The sequence below is a fragment of the Streptomyces sp. NPDC018019 genome (assembly GCF_044327805.1).
In the GTDB taxonomy this organism is placed as follows: domain Bacteria; phylum Actinomycetota; class Actinomycetes; order Streptomycetales; family Streptomycetaceae; genus Streptomyces.
Genome location: NZ_JBIRGD010000008.1, coordinates 36,155 through 60,121, shown reverse-complemented (window position 1 = coordinate 60,121; position 23,967 = coordinate 36,155). Strand labels below are relative to the sequence as shown.

10 protein-coding genes are annotated in these 23,967 nt (G+C 74.1%); 2 read left to right on the top strand and 8 right to left on the bottom strand.

Annotation, left to right across the window (positions count from 1 at the left end; translation table 11 throughout):
- Positions 1-22: 22 nt before the first annotated feature.
- Positions 23-2,839: a right-handed parallel beta-helix repeat-containing protein gene (locus tag ACH4FX_RS15625; RefSeq protein WP_398479096.1), complete on the bottom strand. Its 2,817-nt coding sequence runs from the start codon at positions 2,837-2,839 to the stop codon at positions 23-25.
- Positions 2,836-12,009: a putative T7SS-secreted protein gene (locus ACH4FX_RS15620; protein ID WP_398479094.1), complete on the bottom strand. Its 9,174-nt coding sequence runs from the start codon at positions 12,007-12,009 to the stop codon at positions 2,836-2,838. The genes ACH4FX_RS15625 and ACH4FX_RS15620 overlap by 4 nt, the downstream gene beginning before the upstream one ends.
- Positions 12,010-12,242: 233 nt before the next feature.
- On the opposite strand from ACH4FX_RS15620, the gene ACH4FX_RS15615 reads away from it, so the two are divergent.
- Both ACH4FX_RS15615 and ACH4FX_RS15610 read left to right on the top strand, forming a co-directional pair.
- Positions 12,243-13,253: a hypothetical protein gene (locus ACH4FX_RS15615; RefSeq protein ID WP_398479092.1), complete on the top strand. Its 1,011-nt coding sequence runs from the start codon at positions 12,243-12,245 to the stop codon at positions 13,251-13,253.
- 67 nt (positions 13,254-13,320) lie between these two features.
- Complete coding sequence (locus ACH4FX_RS15610; RefSeq protein ID WP_030373296.1) at positions 13,321-13,629, top strand: hypothetical protein; 309 nt, start codon at positions 13,321-13,323, stop codon at positions 13,627-13,629.
- Between the two features lie 81 nt (positions 13,630-13,710).
- Here ACH4FX_RS15610 and ACH4FX_RS15605 read toward each other — a convergent pair whose 3' ends face one another.
- The 6 genes from ACH4FX_RS15605 to ACH4FX_RS15580 all read right to left on the bottom strand — a co-directional run bounded on the left by ACH4FX_RS15605 (position 13,711) and on the right by ACH4FX_RS15580 (position 23,915).
- Positions 13,711-18,492, bottom strand: a complete 4,782-nt coding sequence (locus tag ACH4FX_RS15605) for an FtsK/SpoIIIE domain-containing protein (protein WP_398479090.1) — start codon at positions 18,490-18,492, stop codon at positions 13,711-13,713.
- The gene (locus ACH4FX_RS15600; RefSeq protein ID WP_398479088.1) at positions 18,489-20,225 is read right to left on the bottom strand and encodes a hypothetical protein; all 1,737 of its coding nucleotides are present in this window, start codon (positions 20,223-20,225) and stop codon (positions 18,489-18,491) included. The genes ACH4FX_RS15605 and ACH4FX_RS15600 overlap by 4 nt, the downstream gene beginning before the upstream one ends.
- Positions 20,222-20,833, bottom strand: coding sequence for a sigma-70 family RNA polymerase sigma factor (locus ACH4FX_RS15595; protein WP_398479086.1), 612 nt, complete (start codon positions 20,831-20,833; stop codon positions 20,222-20,224). Before ACH4FX_RS15595 ends, ACH4FX_RS15600 begins: the two co-directional genes overlap by 4 nt.
- A 234-nt stretch (positions 20,834-21,067) precedes the next feature.
- Positions 21,068-21,763 carry an alpha/beta fold hydrolase gene (locus ACH4FX_RS15590; RefSeq protein WP_398479084.1) on the bottom strand — a complete coding sequence of 232 codons (696 nt, stop codon included), beginning with the start codon at positions 21,761-21,763 and terminating at the stop codon, positions 21,068-21,070.
- A gap of 124 nt (positions 21,764-21,887) precedes the next feature.
- Positions 21,888-22,580, bottom strand: coding sequence for an MBL fold metallo-hydrolase (locus ACH4FX_RS15585; RefSeq protein ID WP_398479082.1), 693 nt, complete (start codon positions 22,578-22,580; stop codon positions 21,888-21,890).
- A gap of 231 nt (positions 22,581-22,811) precedes the next feature.
- Positions 22,812-23,915 (bottom strand): hypothetical protein, encoded by a 1,104-nt coding sequence (locus ACH4FX_RS15580; protein ID WP_398479080.1) that lies wholly within the window; start codon positions 23,913-23,915, stop codon positions 22,812-22,814.
- Positions 23,916-23,967: the final 52 nt, after the last annotated feature.

Sequence of the window (23,967 nt, the reverse complement as noted above, 5' to 3'; positions counted from 1 at the left end):
GGAAGTGGTCGGGGGAGGCGGGTCAGGCCGGGCGGACGGGCCCGCCGGGGCCGGACGGGAGCGGTTGCGGCCCGCCCGGGCCGGACGCATCCGTCGCCGGCAGGTCCAGTTCCGGTACGTCCAGTTCGGACAGCGTCCGCAGGTCCGCCTCGGACGGGGAGTCGTTCTCCGCGACGCGGTACGCCTGCCGTTCGGTCATCGCCTGGAACGTCTGCCGGGCCGAGCGCCCGTTGCCGAACCGGCCGTCCCGGGGGACGTGGTCGAAGTAGCCGGCGAGCGTGGCGCGCGCCGCGTCGGTCAGTTCGTACTGGTGGACCGCCGCGTGCTGTTCCACGATGCGCACCAGGTCCTCGGTGCCGTAGTCCTCGAACAGCAGCGTGCGGTTGAAGCGGGAGGCGAGGCCGGGGTTGGAGTCGATGAAGTGCTCCATCTCCGCCGGGTAGCCGGCCACGATGACCACCACGGCGTCGCGGTGGTCCTCCATCAGCTTCACGAGGGTGGCGATGGCCTCCTGCGCGAAGTCGTTGCCGCCCGAACCGTGCGCGGGCGCCAGGGAGTACGCCTCGTCGATGAACAGCACGCCGCCCATCGCCTCCTGGAAGACCCGCTGGGTCTTGGGCCCGGTGTGGCCGACGTACTCGCCGACGAGCGCGGAGCGGTCGGCCTCCACGAGATGGCCGCGCTCCAGCAGGCCGACGGCGGCCAGGATGCGCCCGTAGAGCCGGGCCACCGTGGTCTTGCCGGTGCCGGGGTTGCCCGCGAAGACCAGGTGGCGGCTGAGCGGCGGCGCCGCGAGCCCGGCCGCCTCCCGGCGCTGCACCATCCGCATCAGCTTCACGAGCGAGGCCACGTCCTGCTTGACCCGCTCCAGGCCGATCAACTGGTGCAGTTCGCCGAGCAGTTCGTCCAGGTCCTCCTCGGTGGCCGGCTCCGTCGTGGCGGTGTCTCCGGCCGGGGCGCCGCCGGCCGCCGCCGTGCCGGTGGCGCCGGCGGTGCCGGCCGCGGTGGCCGGTACGGGTGCGAGCGGCGCGGGCCACCGGGCGTCCTTAACCTGCCAGGAGACGCAGTCGCGCACCTCCGGCTCGGCGCCGTCCCCGGTGCTCAGGTCGGCGTCGGCGTCCTGGACGCGGATGCGGGTCAGTACGGGGGTGGCCGCGTCACCCAGGTGGACGGCGGGGTAGCCGGGCCCGGTGATCTCGCAGTCCTCGAAGACACCGGTGCCCTTGGCGTCCACGATCAGCCCGTTCTTGCCGGGCCGGACGACACGGATCCGGCTCGCGTGCGGGGCGGCGCCGGCCGCGACCACCATCCCGGACCCGGCCGCCTCGGTGATCTCCACGTCCCGGGCCCGCACGGTGGCGCCGTCCTGGACGACCAGCCCGGCGGTGCCCGCGCGCAGCACCCGGCCGCCGGTCAGTTCCGCCTCGCCGCCGGGGCCGAAGCTGAACCCGGCGCGTCGGGCGTCGGTGACCGTGCACCCGGTCAGCCGGACCGGGCCGCCGGAGCCGGCGACGACGCCGTTGCGGCAGCGGACGGCGGACAGTTCGGCGGCCTCGGCGCCCGCCGTGCCGGACAGGTCGAGGCCGGACATGCCGCAGTCGGTCAGGTGCACCTCGGACAGGGTGAGCCGGCTGTCGGCGACGGCGTGCAGCCCGTGTTCGGGGGTGCGGCCGGCGCGCATCCGGGTCAGCGTCACCTCGGCGGTGCCCCCGGCGTGCACGGCGCTGAACCGGCAGTCGGTCACCTCGCCGTCGGTGAGCCGGACGGTGGCGGAGCCGGTGGCCAGCAGGCCGTTGGCGGCCGAGCCGCGTACGGTCGTGCCGCGCGCCTCCAGCCGGGCGGTGCCGTGGGCCGTCAGGGCCGCCGCGGTGGTCCGTACGATCCGGGTGTCGGCCAGCCGTACCCGGGCCCGCTCCCCCGCCGTGGCGCCGGAGCCGCCGCCGTCCCGCAGGACGCAGCCGGCCAGCACGGCGTCGCCGGACCCGGCGACGTGCAGCGCGTCGGCGCCCGCGCCGGCCAGTTCGCAGCCGTACAGCAGCAGTCCGCCGCGGGCCTCCGCGGGCGCCGCGGTGTCCGCCGCCTCGTACGGGTCGCCGTCCCGCGGCACCGGCGAGGAGTCCAGCACCCGTACGGCCTCGCCGCCGCAGTCCCGTACCCGGCAGTCCACGAGCAGGGCCGCCGCCCGGTCCTCGAACAGCAGCCCGCTGCGGCCGGCGCCGTCGATCAGGCAGTCGCGCAGCACGATGTGCGCGTCCTCGCGGACCCGCACGCCCGAACCGGTGGCGCCCCTGATCCGGCTGCCGGTCATCTCCAGCCGGGAGTCGCCGCCGACCACGACGCCGGTGCCCTGGGCCCCTTCCAGGGCGCAGTCCGTCAGCCGGACCGCGCCGGTGGTGCGGACCAGCGCGCCGGCCAGGGCCGCGCCCGTCAGGCGGGCGCCGGTCATGGTGAGCGCGGCGTCGCGCAGCACTTCGAGGCGTCCGCGGTCGGTGCCGCCGCCGTGCCAGTGGGTGACGCCGCCGGTCAGCAGGACGGCGGGCCGGTCGGCCGCGCCGCCCCGTACGGTCAGCCCGTCCAGCGTCAGCCGGGCGCCGGGCAGGACTTCGAGCGCGGGCGCGCCGCCCTCGGGGGCGGCGAGGGTGACGGTGCCGCCGTCCACGGCCCGCAGGGTCACGTCCCGGTCGACGCGCAGCGACTCCTCGTACGCGCCCGCGGCGACGCGTATCTCGTCACCGGGCGCGGCCGCGTGCAGCGCCGCGGCGAGGGTGGCGTGGGCCCCCGGCCGGCCGGGGGCCACGTGGTGGACCGTGGCGCCCGCGGCCGTCTGGTCGGTGGTCATCGGGCGTCTCCCATGGGCGTGTCCTGGTCTGCGGGCGGGGCGGCCCGGCCCTTGCCCTTGCGCGGGCGCTTGTGGTGGCCGGTGTCGCCGCCCGGTCCGTCCGCGCTGTCGTGGCCGCGCTTGCCACCGGCGGCCGGGGCCCCGTCCGGGTCGGCGATGCTCCAGTATCCGCCGTCCGGGTAGCGGGTGGTGTCCGGGCTGGCCGTCCAGACGATCTCCACCGGGGGCGGCAGCCGCTTGACCCTCTTCGGGAGGTTGTCGGGAGCGAAGGTGGCCATGCTGCCGTCGGCGAAGGTGATGTGCAGCTCGCGGCCGAGGGCGTTGGTGAAGCGCTGGAGGGCGAGGTCCTCGGCGGTGTGCCGGGCGGGCCCGCCGACGGGTCCCGCGAGGCCGTCGGGAAGGAAGTTGGCGGTGCGCAGCCGGCCGGTGGTCAGGGCGATGTACAGCTCCTGCCCGGTGGTCCCGCGCGCGATCGCCTCGTTGATCGCGGCGTCGATCCGGGTCCTGGTGTTGCCGCGGAATTCCAGCTGGTCGCGCACGCCGCGCAGCAACTCCTGCGGTGAGGGCAGGCCCAGCCGGCCGGGCGCGTGCTCGAAGGCGTGGAAGACCGAGGTGGGCGGCGGCTGGTGCGAGGGGTACACGATGGCGTGGTCGAGGTGGTTCAGGAACCGCGACGCCTGGGAGTTGTGGGCGTAGGCGTGGGTGATGAACCGGATGTCCTGCGGGTTGATGCCGGCCCGTACCGTCGGCTCGCTGGGCAGCGGGGCGGAGACCTGGGGTCCGAGCGGGTTGGCGTCCGAGCCCATCGCGTCGCTCAGCCGCGCGGCCACCTCGCGGGGCGTTTCCTGGTCCGGCCCCAGGACGGGCCGGAACGGATTGATGTCGTCCGCCGCCTGCGGGGACAGCTTGAAGCGGTGGTCGCGGACATCCGCCAGTTCCAGCCCGGACTTGGCGTCCTTGTTCTCGACCAGGCGCTCCAGCTGTGACAGTCCGGCGTGGTCCTGGAGCAGCTTCTTCTCTTTGCCGAAGAACTTGGCCATGATCCGGGACAGGTCGGTGGGGATGGCCGCCCTCACGTACTCGGTGACGAAGGCCGCGCCGCGGTCGGGCAGGGTGTGGTTGCCGGCCGCGATGGCGCGCTGCGCGTCGCGGTCGGTGATGCCGTCCTCCACCCGCTTGAGCCAGTCGTCCCGGCTCTCGCCCTCCAGCCGGGGGAAGTCGGCCTCGGTGAGCCGCGGCAGGGTGGTGTCCAGCTCCCAGGCGTTGAAGGTGTTGAGCGCGCGGCTCATCTGGTGGAACTCGGCGCCGCGGGGGCCGAAGCGCAGCGGCGTCCAGTTCTTGACCGGCGCGGTGTCCACCAGCGTCGCCGAGGCGTCCACGAAGAGGTTGGGCTCGGGCGCGTACGGCAGCAGGTCGTGGAGGCCGGCGATGCCGACGCGGGCGAGGGTGTCCGCGTCGATCCGGTTGACGAAGACCTTCCGGTCGTCCGGCGTGACCCGCAGCTCGCCCGGCAGGCGCGGCGGCGCCACGGCCTTGGCCTTGCCCTTCCCCTTGCCCTTGGCCCCTCCGGGGTCGGCGGCGGACGACGGGCCGGCGTCGTCCGGCAGCTTGTTCGCGGCGCCCGCCGCCAGGGCCTCCTCGGCGGCCTTCGCCTCGGCCTTGGCCAGGTGTTCGTCGGTCTTGACCAGGAGCGGGTCGGGCAGTCCGGCGGCCGGCGGCTCGGGTACCCGGTAGCCGCCGGTCATCATCAGCGGGCGCAGCGGCGGGGCGGAGGACGGCTCGCCGGCCCGTTCGACGCCCCGCATCTCGAACCTCTTCTCGAAGAAGTCGAAGATGTGCCGGCCGCTGGGCACGATGTGCTCGAAGTTGTCGAAGTCCATGAAGGCGATGTACGGATGGGTCGCGCCCGTGCCGTCGGCGCCGCCGGTCATCATGGTGTGGATCATCGACCGGCTGGCCGGGCTGGTCATGACGCTGTTGCGGACGGCGCCGAAAGGGAAATCGGCGCCGTTCCAGCCGACGCCGACCACGGCGAGCGGGAAGTCCGTGTGCACGTCGTCCAGGACCTGGCGCACCGCGGCGTTGATCCGGCCGATCTCCGCCGCGGGCCCGTTGACGCCGATGACCACGCCGAAGCGGCCGTCGAAGCTGCCGGGCATGTTCGTGCGGACCGCCCGCAGGAAGTCCTCCAGCTGGCCGGGGCCGAACTCGTCGTACTTGACGACGGCGTTGACGATGTAGGAGATCGGGCGCCGCTCGTCCAGGCTCTGCCGCAGGTTGTCCAGGTACTGCGTCTCGGACAGCGGCCGCTGGTTGTGCCCTTGGAGGTCCCGGAAGGCGGTGTTGACCCGGATGTCGCCGGTGACGGTCCCCCGGCTGAGGTCGCGGTCCCACTGCAGCCCGGCGGGCATGGTGTGGTTGCCGCCGGGGGCCGACGCTCCCGGTGCCGCGTCGGCCATCTCGACGTCGTGCGAGCCGCTCGGGCCCCCGGCACGCGGGGACGGCGCGCCGCCGAGCGGGCCGACGTACTCCCCGCGCTGCGCCCGGTCGACGGCGATCGCGGTGTTGGCGTCGTCGATCTGCTGCCGGATGGCGTGCGGGTCCATGCCCAGCTCGCCGAGCCGCGCCTCGGCATCGGCGAACTCGGCGCGCTTGGCGCGCAGTTCGTCCAGCGCCTCCAGGGCCGCCGCGGACGGCTTGGACGGACCCGGCTGCCCGGCCTCGGGCACCAGCCCGTCCGCCCGGTCCTGGGCCTTCGCCAGGTCGAACGACGCCCGCTCGTACCGCTCCCACGCGCCGAGCCGCAGCTCCGCCTGCGGGCCGCTCGTCCCACCGGTGACGATGTCGTGCCGGACCGCGGCACGGTCACCGATCCCGGAGCCGGGGGTGTGACCGAGCCGGTCCGGCGCGGGCGGCGGGGTGGTGGAGCCGGGACCCTTTGTGCCGGAGCCGCCCGGAGCGCCGTTGCCCTTGTCGGGCGGCGGCGCGGGCACGTCGTCGCCCACCTCCCAGTGTCCGGGCTGCGGGCCGCCGTGGTCCGGGACCCAGGTCACGTACAGCGGCCGGCCCGGCCTGCGGGTCTTGATGTCGACCGTGTGGGTGGTGCCGTCCGCGCCCCGGATCTCCAGGGGCCGGTTGAGCGCCGTGGCATAGCGGTCCAGCATGATCTGCTCGATCGGCCCGAGGTCCGACACATCCGGGCCCAGGCGCCCGGAGAGCAGGCCGACGGCCAGCGCGCGGCCGTCGATGCCCTGGGCGTAGGCGTCGTTGATCATGTTTTCGACGCCGTTCTTGCCCATCTGCCGCTGGACCTGCGTCAGCAGCGCCGGGGCGTCCAGGATGGTGCCCGGCTTCATCCCGGGCCCCTTCGGGCCGGAGCCGCCCACGGGCGGTTCGGGCAGGGCGCGCAGCAGCGAGTCGTGCGGTAGGCCGCCCTGGGGCAGTACCTCGGCGATCACGTAGTTCTGCAGCCGCTTGTACGCCAGTTCCTCGGGGGCGGTGGCCACCGCGTGGCTGATGAACCGCTTGTCCGCGGGCACGATGCCCACCACGAGCCCGTCCGGCTTGCCCGGTACGCGGATGGAGATGTTCAGGCCGAGGGTGTTGTGGTCGGCCCCCAGCCCGGCGCCCAGCCGCTCGACGGTGGCGCGGGGGTGCTCGTTGAACTCCGGCCGCCGCCCGTCGATGCCGATGGGCTTGAGCGGATCGTCCTTGAAGGCCTGCTCCGGCGACTTCCCCTTGGCCAGGTCCTCGCGGATCTCCTTGAACTTCGTGTCGTCCTTGGCGCGCGACAGGCTCGGTTCCAGGTCGAAGGTGTCCCGGGCGAAGACGTGCTCCACCACGTTCTTCGGGGTCAGGTGCTCCTGCGGCATGTTGCCGACGCCGCCGGCCTTGCCGTGCTTGTAGTAGCCCGACATCAGACGCGAGAGGTCGGTGGGGACGGCGCCGTCGACGAAGTCGGCCAGGAACGCGGTGCCCCGGTCGGGCAGCACGGAGTTGGCGGCGGCGATCTCCCGCGCGACCGTGTTGCCCGGGAGGTCCGGCAGGGTCTGGTCCAGTTCCCAGGCGTTGAAGTAATTGAGCCGCTCCCGCAGCCCCTTGTACTCACCGGTGCCGCCGCCGAACCGGACCGGCCGCCAGACGCCCTCGGCCAGCCGCACGTCGTCCAGCATGGTGATGGCGGCGTCCACGAAGAGGTTCGGCTCGGGCCCGTACGGCAGCAGGCCGTGGAAGCCGGCCATCTTGGCGCGGATGCGCATATCGGAGTCGACGACGGAGGCGAACTTGTCCACCAGCTGCTGGGTGAAGACCATGCCTTCGGGCGTGTCGTCGCGGGTCTTGGTCGCCTGGATCAGGTCCACGGCCGAGCGGTCCACCTCGACGCCGTCGACGATCACCGTCTCGCCGGTCTTCGCGGGCACCCGGTAGCCGCCGGTCATCACCAGCGGGCGCAGCGGCGGGGTGTCGGGCACGTCCGCCACCGCCGCCGGGTCGTCGGCCGCCTTCCCCCCGGCACCTGTGTCTTCGGGGAGCTTCTTGGCCCAGTCGTCCACGGCGCCGCCCGCGCCGAGGTTCAGCTCCCGGTCGAAGTGGTCGAAGATGTGCCGGCCGCTGGGGACGGTGTGCTCGTACACGTCGAAGTCCATGAAGGCCCAGTACGGGTGGCTGGGGCCGCCCGCACCGCCGCCGTGCATCATCGAGTGCGCCATCGACCGGGCCGCCGGGCTGGTCATGGTGTGGTTGCGGACGGTGCCGTAGGGGAACGTCTCGCCGTAGAAGGTGGTGGCCACCAGCGCCAGCGGGTGGTCGAAGTGCACCGAGCCGAGGGCCTGGTCCATCGCGCGGTGGATGGCCGCGAGGTCCTCGGCCTTGCCGTTGACGCCGATCACCACGCCGAGGCGGCCGTCGTAGCCGTCCAGCCCGCGGGTGACCGAGTTCAGGAAGTCCTGGAGCCGGCCCGGGGTCGCGATCTCGCTGTACGGGGCGATGGTGTTGACCACGAAGGACAGCGGCCGGCCTTCCCCCGTGCTCTCCCGCATCCATTTCAGGTAGTCGCCCGCCGTGAGCGGGTGGTGGCCCGCGTACGGCAGGTCGCGGAAGGGCCGGTTGACCATGGTGCGGCCCGCCCCGTGGGTCCCCGGCTCGGGCCACAGGGCGTGCGGCGCCTGCGGGTCGGGGGACCAGTCGTGCTGTCCGAGCGGCAGCGGCTCGTCCAGATGCGGGGCCGGCACGTCGGAGTGCGGAGCCGGTGCGCCGCCGAGCGCGCCGACGTACTCGCCGCGCTGAGCACGGTCGATGGCGATGGCGTGCTTGGCGTCGTCGATCTGCCGCTGGATGGCGTTCGGGTCCATGCCCAACTCGTCGAGGCGGGCCTCGGCCCCCGCCATCTCGGCTTCGCGGGCGCTGAGGTCGTCCAGTGCGCCGCGGGCCGTGGCGGACAGCTCGGACGGTCCGGGCTGCCCTGTCTTGGGTACCAGTCCGTCCACCTTGTCCTGGGCGCGCGCCAGGTCGTGCGACGCGCGCTGGTACTGCTCCCAGGCGCTGAGCCGCAGTTCGGCCTGCGGCCCGGCCGTACCGCCGGTGATGATCTCGTCATTGGCCCGGGCACGGCCGCCGATCCCGGAACCGGGGCCGTGGCCGAGCCGTTCCTCGGGCCCCGGGCGGACCGGGACGGGGGTGACCGGTACGGGCTCGGGCTCGGCGAAGTCGGCCTTGCCCTTGCCCTTGTCGACGTGCGGGACGGGCGCGGGGTCCGTGAAGTCGGCCTTGCCCTTGCCCTTGTCGACGTGCGGGACGGGGCCGGGCTCCGCGATGTCCGCCGTGCCCTTGCCGATGTCCGCGGTCGGTACCGCCTGCGGCTGCGGGTGCGGCAGGGGACCGCCGCCGAGGCCGTGCTCGCCGAAGATGCCACCCGTGAGGGCGTTGATCTGCTTGCGGGTGCGCTGCGCGTCGATGCCCAGTTCGTCGAGGCGGACCTCCGCCTTGGCGACCTCGGCGCGCTTGACGCCCAGTTCGTCCAGGGCCTCGGCCAGGGCGGGCGGGGGCTCGGCGGGGGCGGCGCCGGGCGGCGGGGTCAGTTCGTCCACCTTCCGCTCGGCCTTCCCCAGCTGCGACAGCGCGTGCTCGTACCCGGCCCACGCGTTGAGCTTCGCCCCGGCCTCGGGCCCGGTCGAACCGCCGAGGATCAGGTCGTCCCGGGCGCGCAGGCGCTGGTTCATGGCGGCGACACCGGAGAAGCCGCCGAAACGGCTGCCCGGGGGTGCGGTGACGGGTCCGGCCGCCTTCGCCCCGGCCTCCGGGGTGGGCACGGCCCCGGTCTTCGGCGCAGGCGGGGGCGTCGGCGTCGGCGTGGGGGTGTGCTCGGTGGCCTTGAGGGCGACCGGTACGGCCGCGGCGTCCTCCGCCTTGGACAGGCCGCCGCCCGGGTGGGCGATCAGGTCGAGGGCGCTGTGGTCCGCGGCGCCGGACGCGCCCGCGCCGTCCAGGTCCGGGCGGGCCGACACACCGGACGGGCCGCTGTCCACGGTGGCGCTGTGGCCGGTGGCCGGGACCGGCTTGCGGTCGCCGGTGTCCAGCAGGCTCATCGCCAGGTCGTGTTCGTCGACGGCCGGCTGGGGCGCCGCCTTGGCCGTGGCACCGGCGCCGGGCGCCGCGCTCGTCTTGGTGTGGGGTACGGCGTCCGGAGTCGTCGCCCGCAGCGGGCCCGGGATGCTGTTCGTCGCCGGAAGGTCGGCCACGCCCTTGGCCAGATCACGGGGCGGGGGTACGGCGCCTTGCAGGCCGGCGGTTTCGACGTGCGCGCCGGCACCCGTCGGCCGGATCGTTTCCGCAACGCCGGGCGCGCCCGGCAGCCCCTGCGTGCCGGGCAGGTGCTGCGCACCCGCCGGAACGCGCGTGGCCGCCGCGTCCTGCAGACCCGTCAGGTCCGTCCGCACGGGACCGCCGGGCACCGTGTTCGCCAGGTGCTCCGCGGTGATCGTACGCGGCGGCGCCTCGCCGATGCGGAAGCTGATGCCGTCCGCGTGGAAGGAGGTCACCGACACGTCCCCGTTGGCCAGCGCGGTCAGCTCGGGGAAGGTCATGTCCTCCAGCGCCTCGCCGTGCCCGATCGCGCCGCGGGCCATCGAGTGGCCGTCGCCGATGCCGTGGACGAAGCCGCTGTCGAACGAGACCTCCGGGACGCGGACGTTGGTGACCTCCGTCCCCGCGTGCGAGAGCGGGGACGACACGTGGGTGTCCTTGAGCAGGTCGATGGCGGTGTCGGCGGACAGCAGCAGGTTGCTGTCCAGCCGGACGTTGCCCGCCGCGAAGTCGGTCTGCTGGATGAGCCGGGTGGCACCGGCCCCATGTACGTCCGGGACGGTCAGGCCGTTGTCGAGCGTGGTCGTGCCGGGCAGGTGCGGGGTGGTGGTCACCAGCGCGGGCTGGTCGAAGTGCACGCCGGTGGGCGTGAAGGAGCCGGTGGGCACGGTGATGCCGTGCGGCGCGCCGATCCCCTTCGGCGTACTGACCGTGTTCGGCGTGCTGATTCCGTGCGGCACGTTCACGCCGGTGTGCGGGATGGGCCCCAGCCCCTTGATCCCCAGATTTCCCAGGTTGCCGACATTGCCCAAGTTGCCCAGGTTGCCGGGAAGGTTGAGGTTCAGTGCGCCGTGCCCGAACGATCCCAGGCCGTTCGGCACCAGGTTGCCGGGGAAGCTGATGGTGAACGTGCCCAGCCCGGCCGGCCGGAACGCCCCCAGCCCGTCCAGGGAGACACCGCCGATGCCGTTCGGGACGACGGCCCCCGGGAACTTGGTGAGGCCGCCGGGCGATACGGAAGGGATGTGCACCGGGGGGAAGGACGTGCCGTGGAAGCCGCCGGGGACGAGGTGCAGGGCCGACAGGTCCACGAAGCCGCCCGGCGCGAAGTGCACGCCGCTCCCGCCGACGGGCCGGAACGGCGCCAGCGCGCCGATCCCGAAGGTGCCGTTGCGCACCGCCGCGTCCGTACGTCCCGCGTTGGCCAGCAGCTCCCGCAGGTCGTTCTGCGGGATGCCCAGCACCCGTTCGGCGAAGGCGAGCCGCGCGGCGCCGCCGAAGCCCAGGACGCCCATCTCGGTGAAGTCCAGGGGCAGGACGGTGGCGATGCCCGCCCGGCCGAGCCGCTCGAAGTTGGCCTTCGCGTACGCGCCGATCTTGCCCCAGTCCCCGCTGACGCCCTTGGTGACGTCCGCCCAGTCCTTGGCGACGGTCTTGACCAGCGACTCCCAGCCGCCCTTGCCGAGGTTGCCCAGCCCCTTCAGGCCGTTGACGACGTTGAAGGCGGGGGCCGCGTGGATGCCGAGGACGATCGGCGCCACCACGACCTTCGGGATGCCGTGCAGCGAGGAGAAGTGGCCGATCTCCGCGAGGATGTTCTTCCCGGCGCCGGCGATGCCCTGGAAGCCGCCCTTGAGGGCGCTGCCCAGGCCCTTGATGATGGAGCCGACCGGCAGGGCCTTGGTGGTGGGGAAGAGCACGCCGAGGAAGGCGAGGCCGAGTTCCAGACCGCTGGCCTTGCCCTGGCTGAAGTCGACGATGGTCTTGATCAGCAGGACCGCGTTCATGCCCCAGGCGAGGACCGCGAGGACACCGCCGGTGAAGATGGCGATGACCGAGAGGATGATGGTCAGCCATTCGAAGGCTTCCCAGAACAGGTCGCAGTCGCTGACCGGCTGGACCATCAGCGACCCGGCCGAGGTCAGCGCCTTGTCCAGGGTGCTCGCCGCGCTGCCGAGCGCGGACTTCGCCTCGTCCGCCCGGTCGATGTGGGTCTGCCGCTGCGGGTCGTCGTCGGCCAGGCCCTGGATGGCGGTCAGCGCCGCGTCGGCGTCGGCCTGCGCGTTGGTGACGGCGGTGGCGTACGTGCGCAGCGCCGCCTCGGCCTGGTGGAACGACTCCTCGACGTGCCCGACGAAGTTGTGCAGGTGGTCGTCGACCATGTCGCGCAGCTGGTCGGCGGTCTTGCCGATGAAGCGCTGACCGTCGCCGGCGGTCTGCTGGAGGGCCTTGAGGCCCTGGTTGATGGTGCCGGCGTGCGTGGCGAGGTCGCGCATCGCGTCGGCGATGGTGGTGATGGCGGCGGCGTCACCCGGGGTCGGGTCGCCGTCGAGGCCGAGGGCACCCCAGTCACCGGGACGCGTAGCCAAGCCTGTTCCTCTCCCGCGGTGGATCGTTCACGTGTGTCACGTCCGGCGCGTTCGGCGCACCGGGCCCGTAGGACACCTCACCTACGTTTACGTATCTTCGGGCCGATCGGTTCACCGTGTGAACGACATCACTTCGTCCCGCTTCGTCGCTCCCGGGGTGAACCGATCGGCTCCGAGTTGCGTTTGACCGGTAGAGACGTGAAGTGATCTCCGAGTGCGCGAAGGGTGTGACCGTGTCCGACATAGCCGTTGACTACGAGCTGCTCAACGATGTCGCGCAGAAGGCCGGCAAGCTCAAGGACGAGGTCAAACAGGCCCGTGAGAGCAAGCAGGAGTACTCGGTCGACGAGGTCGGATCGCGGGTGGCGGTCACGGCGATCCGCAAGTACTACTCGACGTGGAAAGGTTCCTTCAAGCGCTCCGAGGAGAAGCTGGAGAAGCTGAAGAACCTCTATGACGGCGTGGCGAAGAAGTGGGCCGACTGGGACTTCGACCTGGCCAACAAGGCGGCGAAGCAGAGCGCCCAGATCTCCTCCGACCTGTGGGACGCCCGCAACAAGGAGTGGAACGCCTGGCACGAGGCGGTCACGAAAGCCAAGCAGGAACACCCGGACCTCGATCCGTCCCTGCTGCCGAAGGAACCCGAGAAGCCGGGTGAGCGGCCGCACGAGTGGACCACCGACGACGGGCACGGCAACAAGACCACCACGACGTACGAGTACGGCCCGGACGGCAGGCCGACGAAGGTCACCACGACGATGGAGACCAAGACCGGCCTGAAGGCGACCGACACCACGAACTACCACCCCGACGGCACGTACGACTCCGAGTCGACGGACGTCTACGGCAACGTCACCAAGACCACCGGCACCTCGACGATGACCGAGACGCCGGAGCACAAGACCACCACGGACGACTTCACCAGCAAGACGAAGGACACCGAGGGCAAGGAGAGCACCACCACCGGTACCACCACCTCGGTCACCGACCAGAAGACCGGTCACCGCGACACGAAGACCACCTACACCACCGTCGGTCCCGACGAGGACGGCAAAGAGCAGACGGTGAAAGGCACCACCCACTCCTCCGTCGACCTCAACGGCCACGAGGTGACCACCACCATCGAGGTCAACGAGGACGGCAGCGGCACCAAGACCGTGGTGACCGACGGCAAGACGGAGGAGTGGACGAGCGACGACGCCAAGGGGGACACCGGCTGGAAGCCGAAGAAGTCCGACGACTGACGGCCCCGCCCCCCGGACCTCGTCCGCATCCCCACCCATTCCCACACCGATCCAGGGAGTCAGCACCATGCCCGCAGGCAACATCAACCTCGACTACAACGAGATCCAGCGCGTCTCCGGCGTGATGAACCAGGCCGTCAACGACATCAACCCGCTGCTGCTGAGCACCAAGACCACCGTCGAGGGCCTGCTGGACAACGGCATGTTCATGCAGCAGAGCAGCCCGGCGCTGAAGGAGTCGTACAACAACCTCACCGCGTCGCTGCAGAAGGCCGTGGAGTCCATCAACTCCTTCGCCAACCAGTTCAACCAGATCAAGAACAACATCGAGAAGATCGACGCGGACATCGCGGCCGGCGCCAAGAAGGCCGGCTGACCTGCCGCACCACACGACGGTGCCCCGCCGCCGGACCTCCCGTCCGGTGGCGGGGCACCGTCGTGTGTGCCCTGTGGCCGGTCAGCCGGCGTCCCCGTCGCGCAGCACCGTCTCCGGTACCAGCACCGACACCAGCGCGCCGGTGACCGGGTCGACGGTCAGGCCGCGGCCCGGCGTCGGCCGCCCGCGCAGCAGGTCGTAGGGGATCCGTACGCCGAGGATGTCGCCCTCGCCCGGCGACTGCGGCGAGAGCAGCACGCCCTTGCGGACCCGCCGTACCAGGCCGAGCCAGCCGATGCCGACCGAGGTCAGCGTCTCGGCGGTGGCGGCGGCGACCAGGCCGATGCCGCGGTCCCGGCCGGTGGTGGCGACCTCGCGCAGCGCCGCGTCGGCGGCGGGCAGCTGGGAGAGCAGGTCGGCGTCGTCCACCAGGACCACGGCGGGTCCCGGTTCGGCGTTCAGCGCCGCGCTCACCTCGTCGGCCAGCGGGTCGGGGTCCTGGATGACCACCGCCCGCGGGTGCCGCGCCAGGCCCCGCAGCGGCGATTCGCGCGGGGTGAGCGCGACCACCCGGGTGCCGCCGGCCAGCAGCGACACCGCGAGGGTGGTGAGCGCGGTGGACCGGCCGCTGCCGGGCGGGCCGCTGATGAGGAAGGACGGCGCGTCGGCCGCGAAGTCCACGCCGATGGCGCCGAGTTCGTCGCCGCCGACACCGAGCAGGCCCCACAGCGGGCGCCGGTCGGCCGCCGGGACCTTCTCGTACGCGTCGGTGAACGAGACCTGACGGGGCAGGCTCAGGACACGCGCGGGGCGCCGGGCGGCGGGCAGGTCGCGGTCGCGCCGCGCGGCCCGCTCCCCGATCCGCTTGAGCGCCTCGGCCTGGTCGCGGCCGGTGACCGGTGCCCCCTGTCCCTGTGGGGCCTGTTCGCCGAGCAGCGCGACCTGCACCTCGGTGGCGCTGCCACCGCGCCAGCCGCGGCCCTGCGGGACGACGGCCGGCACCTGCTTGGGCGGGATGCCCGCCAGGCTGTACTCGTTGCGGTCGCTCATCCGGAGCAGCAGGCGCTCGTCGTTGAGCGAGGCGACCTTGCCGGTCATCAGCGCGCGTTCGGACGTGGCGATGACGTGCAGGCCCATCGGCGCGCCCTCACGGATCAGCGCGGTCAGCTCCTGGACCGGACGGCCGCCGTCGTGGTCGCCGAGCAGGGCGGCCAGCGAGTCCCAGCCGTCGATCAGGACGACGACGTGGGCGGGGCGTTCGGCGGGCGGCAGCAGGGCGCGCAGCTCGGTGAGGTTGGCCGCGCCGTGGGAGGTGAGCAGTTCCTGGCGTGCGCTCATCTCGGCGGTGAGCCGGGTCAGCAGGCGGCCCAGCCTTTCCAGGTCGGCGCGCGGTACGACGGCGCCGCAGTGCGGCAGTTCGGACAGCGCCGCCAGCGCGCCGCCGGCCGCGTCGATGCCGTACAGGTGCACGTCGGCGCAGGAGTGCCGCCGGGCCAGCGCGCCGCCGATGGTTCGCAGCACCTGGGAGCGGCCGGAGCGCGGGGTGCCCAGCACGTACAGGTGCCCGAAGCGGGTCAGGTCCAGCTCCAGGGGCTCCTGGCGCTGGGCGCCCGGCAGGTCGGCCAGTCCCCAGACGACCGGCGCGAGGCGGCCGTCGGCCGGGTCGGGCCGCTCGGGCAGTTCGGCCAGGCTCACCGCGTGCGGCAGCGCGGGCAGCCAGGGGCTGGGCTGCCGCTCGATCTCCAGCTGCGCCGCGGCTTCCTGGACCGCGTCGACCAGGACCGTCAGGTCGGTCGGCGCGTCGCGGTCGTCCATCGCCTCCTGGATGGCGTCGAAGAGGTCCGCGGTCTCCTCGGCGGGCTCGGCCGCCGTCCGGCCCAGCAGCGACCAGGAGAGTTCGCTGGTCCACACGTCGGCCTCGGGCTGCGGCCCCGCCGGTGCGTCCTGCTGCGTCTCCCCGCCGTCCGGGGCCGTGGCCGGTGCGCCGTCGCGTACGGCACCGACGAAGGCGGTCTGGAACGGCAGCACCGAGCGGTGCCCGACCCGGGCCAGGGCGCGGCCCGGGGTGTCGCTGGAGATGGACACCGCGTCGTTGACCTCCAGGACGTCCTGGCTGTCGAGGGCGTCGGTGACGCGCAGCGAGATCCGCAGGTTGGTGTTGGCGCGGATGTCGGCGGTGACCACACCGGCCGGTCGCTGGGTGGCGAGCAGCAGGTGCAGGCCGAGCGACCGGCCGCGCTGGGCGATGCCGACCAGGCCCGGCACGAACTCGGGCACGTCGCGGGCCAGGGTGGCGAACTCGTCGATGATGAGCAGCAGCCTCGGCAGCGGCGCCATCGCGGGGTCGCGGCGGCGCATCGCCCGGTATTCGGTGTGGTCCTTGGCGCCCGCGTCGGCCAGGATGCGTTCGCGGCGGGTCAGTTCGGCGGTCAGCGAGGTCAGGGCCCGCTCGACCAGGTGGCTGTCCAGGTCGGTGACCATGCCGAGCACGTGCGGCAGCCGCTCGCAGCCCGCGAAGGCGCTGCCGCCCTTGTAGTCGACGAGCACGAACGTCATCTCGTCCGGCCGGTTGACCGCCGCCAGGGACGCCACCAGCGTCTGGAGCAGCTCGGACTTGCCGGCGCCGGTGGTGCCCGCGATCAGGCCGTGCGGGCCGTCCTTGACCAGGTCGAAGGTGACCGGGCCGGTGTATCCGGCGCCGAGCAGGACGCCGGTGGAGGCCGGGCGCTTGGTCCAGCGCGCGGCCAGTTCGGCGGCCTGCGGCGGCTCCAGGCCCAGCAGGTCGAGCAGCTTGACGCGGTCCGGCAGGCCGTCCGAGCCGTCCGGGGTGACGTCGCGCACGGGTGCCAGGGCGCGCGCGATCCGCTCGCACCAGCCGGTGTCCACCAGGTCGGGGCGGATGCCGGTGAGGTCGGCGCTGCCGGTACGGCGCAGGGTGACCTCGCGGGCGCCGACCGCGCAGACGGTGACGCACTCCTCGGGGAGCATCCGCTCCTCCTGGTCGAGGCAGATCAGGAAGACCCGTACGGCCGGGCCCTCCTTGAGGACCTGCACCACGCCGGGCACGTCGCGCAGCCGCCGGGCGCCGTCGAGCACCACCACGAGGTCGGGCTCGGCCAGCAGCGCGCCGCCCATCGCGGTCTCCCGGGAACGGGCCCGGGAGCGGATCGCGGAGACCAGTTCGGAGACCCGGTTGGCCACCGTCTCCGGGTCGTTGCCGACGGTCACGGTGGGGCCGCCGGAGGGCGGCGCGGCGACGCCGCCCGCGCCGGGGCGGGCGTGCGGCAGCCAGCGCACCCACTCCCAGGCCCGGGCGCCCGCCGCGTCGGTGAGCACGGTGATCCGTACGTCGCGCGGACTGTGCAGGATCGCGGCCTGTGCCACCGTCCAGCGGGCCAGCGCACGGGCCGCGTCGGTCTCGCCGGAGATGCCGACGACGCCGTCCCCGCACAGGTCCACGCCGATCGGCATGTCGGGGATCTGCCAGTTCACCGAGCGGTGGTTGTCCTCGCGGGAGCTGTCCTCGATCGTCAGCAGCGAGGCCTGGCGGACGGTGCCGACGCGCAGCAGCAGATGGTCGGGGTGGCCGCGGCGGCGCTCCCACAGCCGGGCGCCGGGACCGACGGCCCACATGCCGGCCGCGGCCGGGTCGGGCCCGGCGGCGACCCGCAGGCCGCGTTCGCGGTCGACCATGCCCTTGACGTCCTGCTCCAGCGAGGCGCGGCGGGCGCGGTAGTTGGCGACCGAGGTCAGGAAGTCGCGCCAGCCGCTGCGCTTGGAGCTGATCCAGTTGCCGATGGCGAGCACCGGGCTGAAGAACGCGAACATCAAGTAGAAGTACGAGTGCAGGAAGACGACCATGCCGACGCCCATGAACATCGGCGCGATCACCACCAGCAGCGGGATGGTGCGCCGGGGCGGCGGTACCGGCGGCGAGGGCAGGGTGAACCGTTCCGGCACCAGCGGCGGCACGATCCGCGGCGGCCGGTTGAAGTCGAGGTGGGCGCCGTCCTCGGAGGCCGTCACGGCGGCGTCCGCCTCGGTCGGCTCGGCCACCCGCAGCAGGAACTCGCCCAGCCGCAGCTCGCCGCCGAGCGGCCACTCCACCCAGCCCTCGGGCAGCGGCTGGTGGGTGTCGGCGTACGGGTCGGGCAGTTCGGGCGGCGGTGGGGGCGGCAGCGGGGCGGCGTCGGCGCGGGGCCGGGCGGGCGGCGGCTCGGGCACGGACAGGCTCACGTCGGTGCGGTGTGCGGACGCGGCGGCGGTGCCGCCGGGCGCCGCGCCGTCGGGCTCCGCGGGTTTGCGGGCCGCCGGGCCGGCGTCGAGCAGCACCGTGCCGTCCGGGCGGACCGTGACGCGGATGCCGGCGGCGGGCACGTCGCGGCCCGTCAGGCGCACCGAACTGCCCGCGGCCGGGCCGATGGTGTGCGTACCGAGGTCCAGCGGCCAGACGCGTCCGGCGCCGCGTCCGCCGATCAGCTGGAGTTCCACGCGGGGTGGGCGCGGCAGCCGCTCGCCGTCGGCGGAGCGGGACGGCGGGGGCAGCTCGTGGCGCTCGGGGCCGTGCCCGCCGTCCGGCTCGGGCGGTACGGGACCGCCGAGGCCGAGGGTGGCGCCGTCGCGTATGCCGGTGGCGGACAGCGGCAGCTCGGGGGGCAGTTCGCGGTCGCCGAGGAAGAGCGCGGGCGGCGCGTCATCGGTCGCGGGCCGCCCGGCGAGGCGTGCGGCCAGGGCGCCGACGGTGGTCGAACCCGGGGTGTGCAGGACCAGGTCGCGCCGCTCCGGGGCGGCGTGCGGGGAGCCGGACCGGGCCGGAGCGGAAGCTTCCGGGGCGGCCGGAGCGATGGTGACGAAGAGTCTCACGGGGTACGAGGAGTCCGTTCCTGGGGATCGCCGGGGGCGGCGGGGTCGGAGTCGGCGTCGGAGGTGCCGGAGGCGGCGGACACCCCGGCCAGGCCGGGCGGCGCGGCGGCCCCGGGCTCGGCCAGGTCCGGCTCCGCGAAGTCGGCGCCGGCGGTGCCGGAGGGGGGTGCCGGGGCGTCGGCCGGGCGGGGGGCGGGCGTGGCTGCCTTGGGTGCCGGGGCCGGGGCGGAGGCCGGGGCCTGGGCGGCGGTGTCCGGCTCGGGCTCGGTGAAGTCGGCGTTCGGGGCGGCGGCTTCGCGGGGCGCGTCGTCCGCGCGGGTCCGGTCGCCGCCGTGGTCCGCGTGCGCGGGCGCCGCGGCGGGGCCGGGCTCGGGCGCGCGGGCGGCCGCCGCCGGTTGCGGCATCGGCTCGCCGAAGCCCGGGGCGGGCATCGGCTCACTGAAGTCCGGCACGGGGGCCGACGTACGTGGGTCCGGCGCGAGGTCCGGCGTGCGCGGGTCCGGCGCGGGCTCCGGCGTGCGCGTCGCCGGGGCAGGCTCCGGCTTCCGCAAGTCCGGCTGCGCGGGCGCCGGTTCCCGTACGGGCCGGGCCGCGGTGCCGGGACCGGCGGCCGTTCCCTGGTCCGTGCCCGTATCCGTACCGGCACCCGGCAGCACGCAGTACGGCACGGGCTGCCGCCGCCGTACCGCGCGGGCCACGGCCCGGCCGAGTGCGGGCGACTCCACGTCCACCCGCGGCCCGGGGCCGAGCAGCCGCCCGTCCGGCTCGGCGTGCAGGACCCAGCAGGCGCCCGGCAGCCGGCCGCCGACGAGCGCGCGGGCCCGTCCCCGGGCGCACAGCTCCGCCAGCCGTGCCGCCTGTTCGGGCGTGGGCGCCCAGCAGACCACCACCGGCACCGTCACCCCGTCCGGGACCTCGGGTTCCGGACGTGCGGCGAGTTCCGCGAGGACGTCGTCCAGCGAGCGGCCCGGGAAGCGCGGGTGGACACCGGCGGTGACCAGGACCGGCGGCCCGTCCGGCAGCCGGTCCACCTGCGCGGCCAGCGCCTGGAGCACGCTGCGGGACACCCGCGGGTCGCCCTCGACGCCCAGCGCGGCGGGCCCGCGCAGCCAGTCGACGAGCACCACGCCCGGCGCCTTGCGGTCCACGCCCAGGACGAGCGGCAGCCGTACGGCCCGGCCGTGGCCCGCCGGGCGTCCCCGTACCGCGTCGGCCGGTGCGGACCAGGTCCACTCCCCCGGCTCGTCCGCCGCGTCCGCCCAGGGCAGGACCGGACCGGCGGAACCGGCCGGGTCGCGGCCCGCGACGACGACGCGCACCCGGTCGCGGGTCTGCGCCAGCTGGACGGTCGGCGCGTAGCAGCCGTCGCCCGCGTCCGCGTCCGCCCGGTCCAGCGCGGCACGCGAGGTGTCGTACGCGGCCGGGTCGGCGAAGTACGCGGCCAGCGTCCGGGCGCAGCGCCGGTGGCGCAGGTAGGCGCGCAGCGGCGCGGTGAACGCCCGCGCGGTCATCCGGACCTCCCAGCCGATCCGGCGGCAGGTGCGGCGGAAACCGCCCTGTTTGCGCACGGCGCGGCCGATGAGCCAGAGGATCAGGATGAGCGCGACGAGGAAGCCGATCAGGATCAGCCACGAGGTGCGGTCCGGCATGCCGAGGGCGAGCGGCACCGGGGACTGCGCCGGTGCCGGGACGGCCGCCGTGCCCGGCGGCGCCGCGGGGCCCGCGCCGCTCATCCGCGCTCCCCGACCTCGGGCGCGGCGGCCCGCCGCAGGTGGTGCATCGCGTGGTGCAGCCGGGACTTCACCGTGCCGGGCGGTATGCCCAGCGCGTGCGCCGTGTCGCGGCCGGAACAGCCGAGCAGGTATGTGTACACCAGAACCTCTCGATGGGGGCGGGACAGTTGGGCGAGCAGCTCGACGACGTGCGTCCGCTCCACGACGCGTGCGACCTCGTCGGCCGGGCCGGCCGTCTCCGGCGGCAGCCCGGTCGGGACCACGGGCCGGGAGCTGTCGCGCCGGCTCCAGTCGATCACAACGTTGCGGGCGACCTTGAACAGCCAGGGCAGCCCCGGTTCCCACCCGGCCTCGCGCCGGGTGTCGCGGACGCGGGAGACGTCGCTTTCCAGCCAGGCACGCAGCAGCGTCTCCTGGACGACGTCCTCAGCGCGCTGCGGATCGGCGGGCAGCAGGCCGGTGACGTACCGTAACAGCGGTTGACGGTAGCTCAGGACGAGGCTGGTGATGCGGTCCTCGGGGAACGGCCGCGTGGGCGGCGGGGAGACCGGTCCGGGGCGCTCCGGCGCGGCGGCAGGGCATCGGGCCGATGTCGCCGGTTCGGTCATCGTCGTGCTGCCTCAGGGGGTTTCGGGACGCCGGTCCGCAGGCCGGGGCGGGTGGTTGCCACTACCACGGACCACACCCTAATCAGCCGTCGCCGAGCGCGGCAAAACACCCCGGCACCACACCGGTGCCCCGCCACCACTTCCGGCCATACGCCAAGTGGTGCAACTTTGAACATTCAGCGGCAATTCCGGCAGGCGCTGCGGACTCCCCCGGCGCCGCGGCACGCCGGCCGGCTAGATCCAGCCGTCCAGCGACTTCATGAAGCCCTCGAAATCGTCACGGTGGATGGTGTGCCCGGCGCCCTCGACCGTACGGACTTCGAAGCCGCGCGCCGCCACCCGCTCCTTGTCCCCCTCCGTGAACAGAAAGCCCTCCCCGGCCACCTGCACCAGGGAGGGCACCACCGCCCGCTCCGGTATGCGTTCCTTGAAGTGGCTGCCGGAGAGGGCGAGCGCGGTGGCCGGGTCCCAGGCGTCGATCGTCGCCAGCTCCAGCTCTATGTCGGCCTTCTCCCAGCGCGGGTTGAAGCTGCGCAGCATCTGCGGGGAGGCCCGCTTGAACTCGACGAACAGCGCGGGGTCCATCGGCAGCTCGGTGTTGCCGAGGGTCCAGGCCGGGTCCGAGTAGACGGCGCGCCGCGGACGCAGCCGCTCCACCGCCAGGGACAGCGCCATCGCGCCGAGCGAGTGCCCCAGCACCAGCTCCACCTCCGCGGGCAGGGTCTCCACCAGGTCGTCGGCGAAGAGCGTGTCGCCGTACGGGCCACGCGGGCTCGCGCCGTGGCCGCGCAGGTCGACGGCGATGACCCGGTAACCGCGGTCGGCCAGCTCGGGGCCCACCCGGCGCCAGGTGCGGTGGTCCGACATGATGCCGTGGACCAGGACCGCGACCCGGTCGCCGGTTCCCCACTCGTGGGTGTGCAACTGCATGGCGGGGCCTTTCTGTCGTGTCCGGCGCCGCGGTTCGGGCAGCGCACCGGCCCCATTCTGTCCTCCTGCCCCCGCGGACTTCGGCGCCCGCCCCCGGCGAAGGCGGCCGGGCGCCGTCCCGGCCTCACAGCCAGTCGGTCTCCGGCGTGGCCGCCTGGAGGGCGGACGCCGCGCCCGTACGGAGCGGGGCGCCGTGCGGTACGCACAGGGTGTCCACGCCGGGCAGCGCGGCCAGCCGCCGGAAGGAGGCGATGGCCTGGTCCCGGCCGACGTTGAAGGGGCCCAGGAGAACCCGGCCGTCCGGACCCACGCAGATGTTGTCACCTGTGAACAACACTCCCGCGGTCGGCAGGTGAAGCGCGGTGCTGCCCGGCGTGTGGCCCGGAACGTGCAGGACGCGGGCCGGTTCCGGCCAGTCGTCGAGGGTGTCGCCGTCGTGGAGTTCGGTGTCCACCCGTACGGACTGGAGCGGCGGTGTGCCCGCCGCGGCCAGTGCCGCCAAGGCCTGCTCGTGCAGGGCCTGTTCGATGGGGGACAGCTCGGGCGGCGGCTCGCAGGCGGTGCCGCGGATGTACGGGGCTTCCGCCGCGCCCGCCAGGACGCGGGCGCCGGTGGCGGCCACCAGGTCGGCGGCGGACCCCATGTGGTCGACGTGGTAGTGGGTCAGCACGATCTGCCGCAGCGCGTCCGGCCGTCCGCCGATACGGGCCAGAGCGTCCAGGATCGCGGGGGCCGAGCCCGGTACGCCGGTGTCGACGGCCGCGTAGCCGCCGCCGGACAGCCGGACGAGATAGACGTGGCCCACCGGAAACGGCACGTGCCAAATGTCCGGAGTGATGGGTATGGGGCCGGTGTCGGACGGGTCGGGTGAAGCATCGGGGGCGGCGGCCGTGGGCGCTGTGGTGTCCGGAGAGGCATCCATGACACGGACGCTAACGGGCGGGCCCCGCGAGGCCATCCGCTTTGCGCCGAGGGCGTATTGAGCACACAGCGAACGCCCCGCGCCGCACCGCCGGGCCGATTGGTCCGGCCCTGCCGCCCTGCTCTCCTACCGGTCCCGGCCCTGCTCCTGGAAGGCCGGCAGCGCGAACACCCGCTCCTTGGCGGGCTCGTCCATCAGCTCCACCAGCGGGAGCACCGCGTCCCACAGGTCCCGCTTCTCGACGTCCAGGACCATCGCGTCCAGCTCCGCGTCCGGCAGCGTACCCGCCGCGTCCGCCACCGCCTTGCGCGACTCCGGCGGCAGCACGTCCACCAGCGGCAGGAACTCCGCCCACAGCCCGGTCGCCACCACCGCCCGCACGACCGCGCCGAGCACCTGGGCGTCGCGCAGCGAGGGCAGCGCGGCGACCGCGCGCCGGTCCTCCTCGGACAGCAGCGCCACCAGCGGCAGCAGCGCCTCCCACAGTCCTTGTTCGTGCGCGGTGCGGACCAGTCCGTCCAGGCGTACGGGGTCCTGGCGGGCGGCCAGGGCCGCTATCCGGGCGCGCCGTTCGGGCCCGGCCAGCCCGGCGACCGCCAGCGCCTCCGGCCACCGGCCGTCCCCGGCCGCGGCCACCACCGACGCCAGCCGCTCCTCCCCCATCAGGTCGAGGATGGCGTCGAGGCGTTCGGGCATGTCGATGAAGAACCCGACGCGCAGCACCACGCCGTCGTCGATGAGCCGGAGGATGCGTTCCAGTGCGCCTTCGCGCAGATGGCCGACGAAGCGCCCCATCGTCAGGTGGTCACCGCGCTCGGCGAGCGCGACGGCGATGCGGACCACCAGGTCCTCGTCCAGCCGGTCGACGATTCCGGCGATGCGGCGGGGGTCGAGGTGGCCGCAGGACTCGGCGGTGAAGGCGACCGGCAGCTTCTCGATGATGTCGGCGGCGCGCCCGGGTTCCAGCCGCCCGGCCACGGAGGCGGCGAGCCGCGGCCCGAGCGCCTTCTGTGAGATCGCGGCGGCGACCCCGGCCGGCACGAGCTTGGTGGCGGCGGCGATGCGGTCGAGCATGTCCGGTACGTCGTCGAAGAGCGCGTCGACGGTACGGGCACGGAGCTGCCGTACGTCCTCGGCGGGCAGCCCGTGCAGGAAGTCCAGCTGTTCCGGCAGGACGTCGAGCAGCTGGGCGATCTTCTGCGCCTCGGCGCGGTTGCTGAGCGTGTCCATCGGGGTCACCGTCCGGTCGGCGGAATCAGGAGGACTGGCGGAGCTGGCAGAG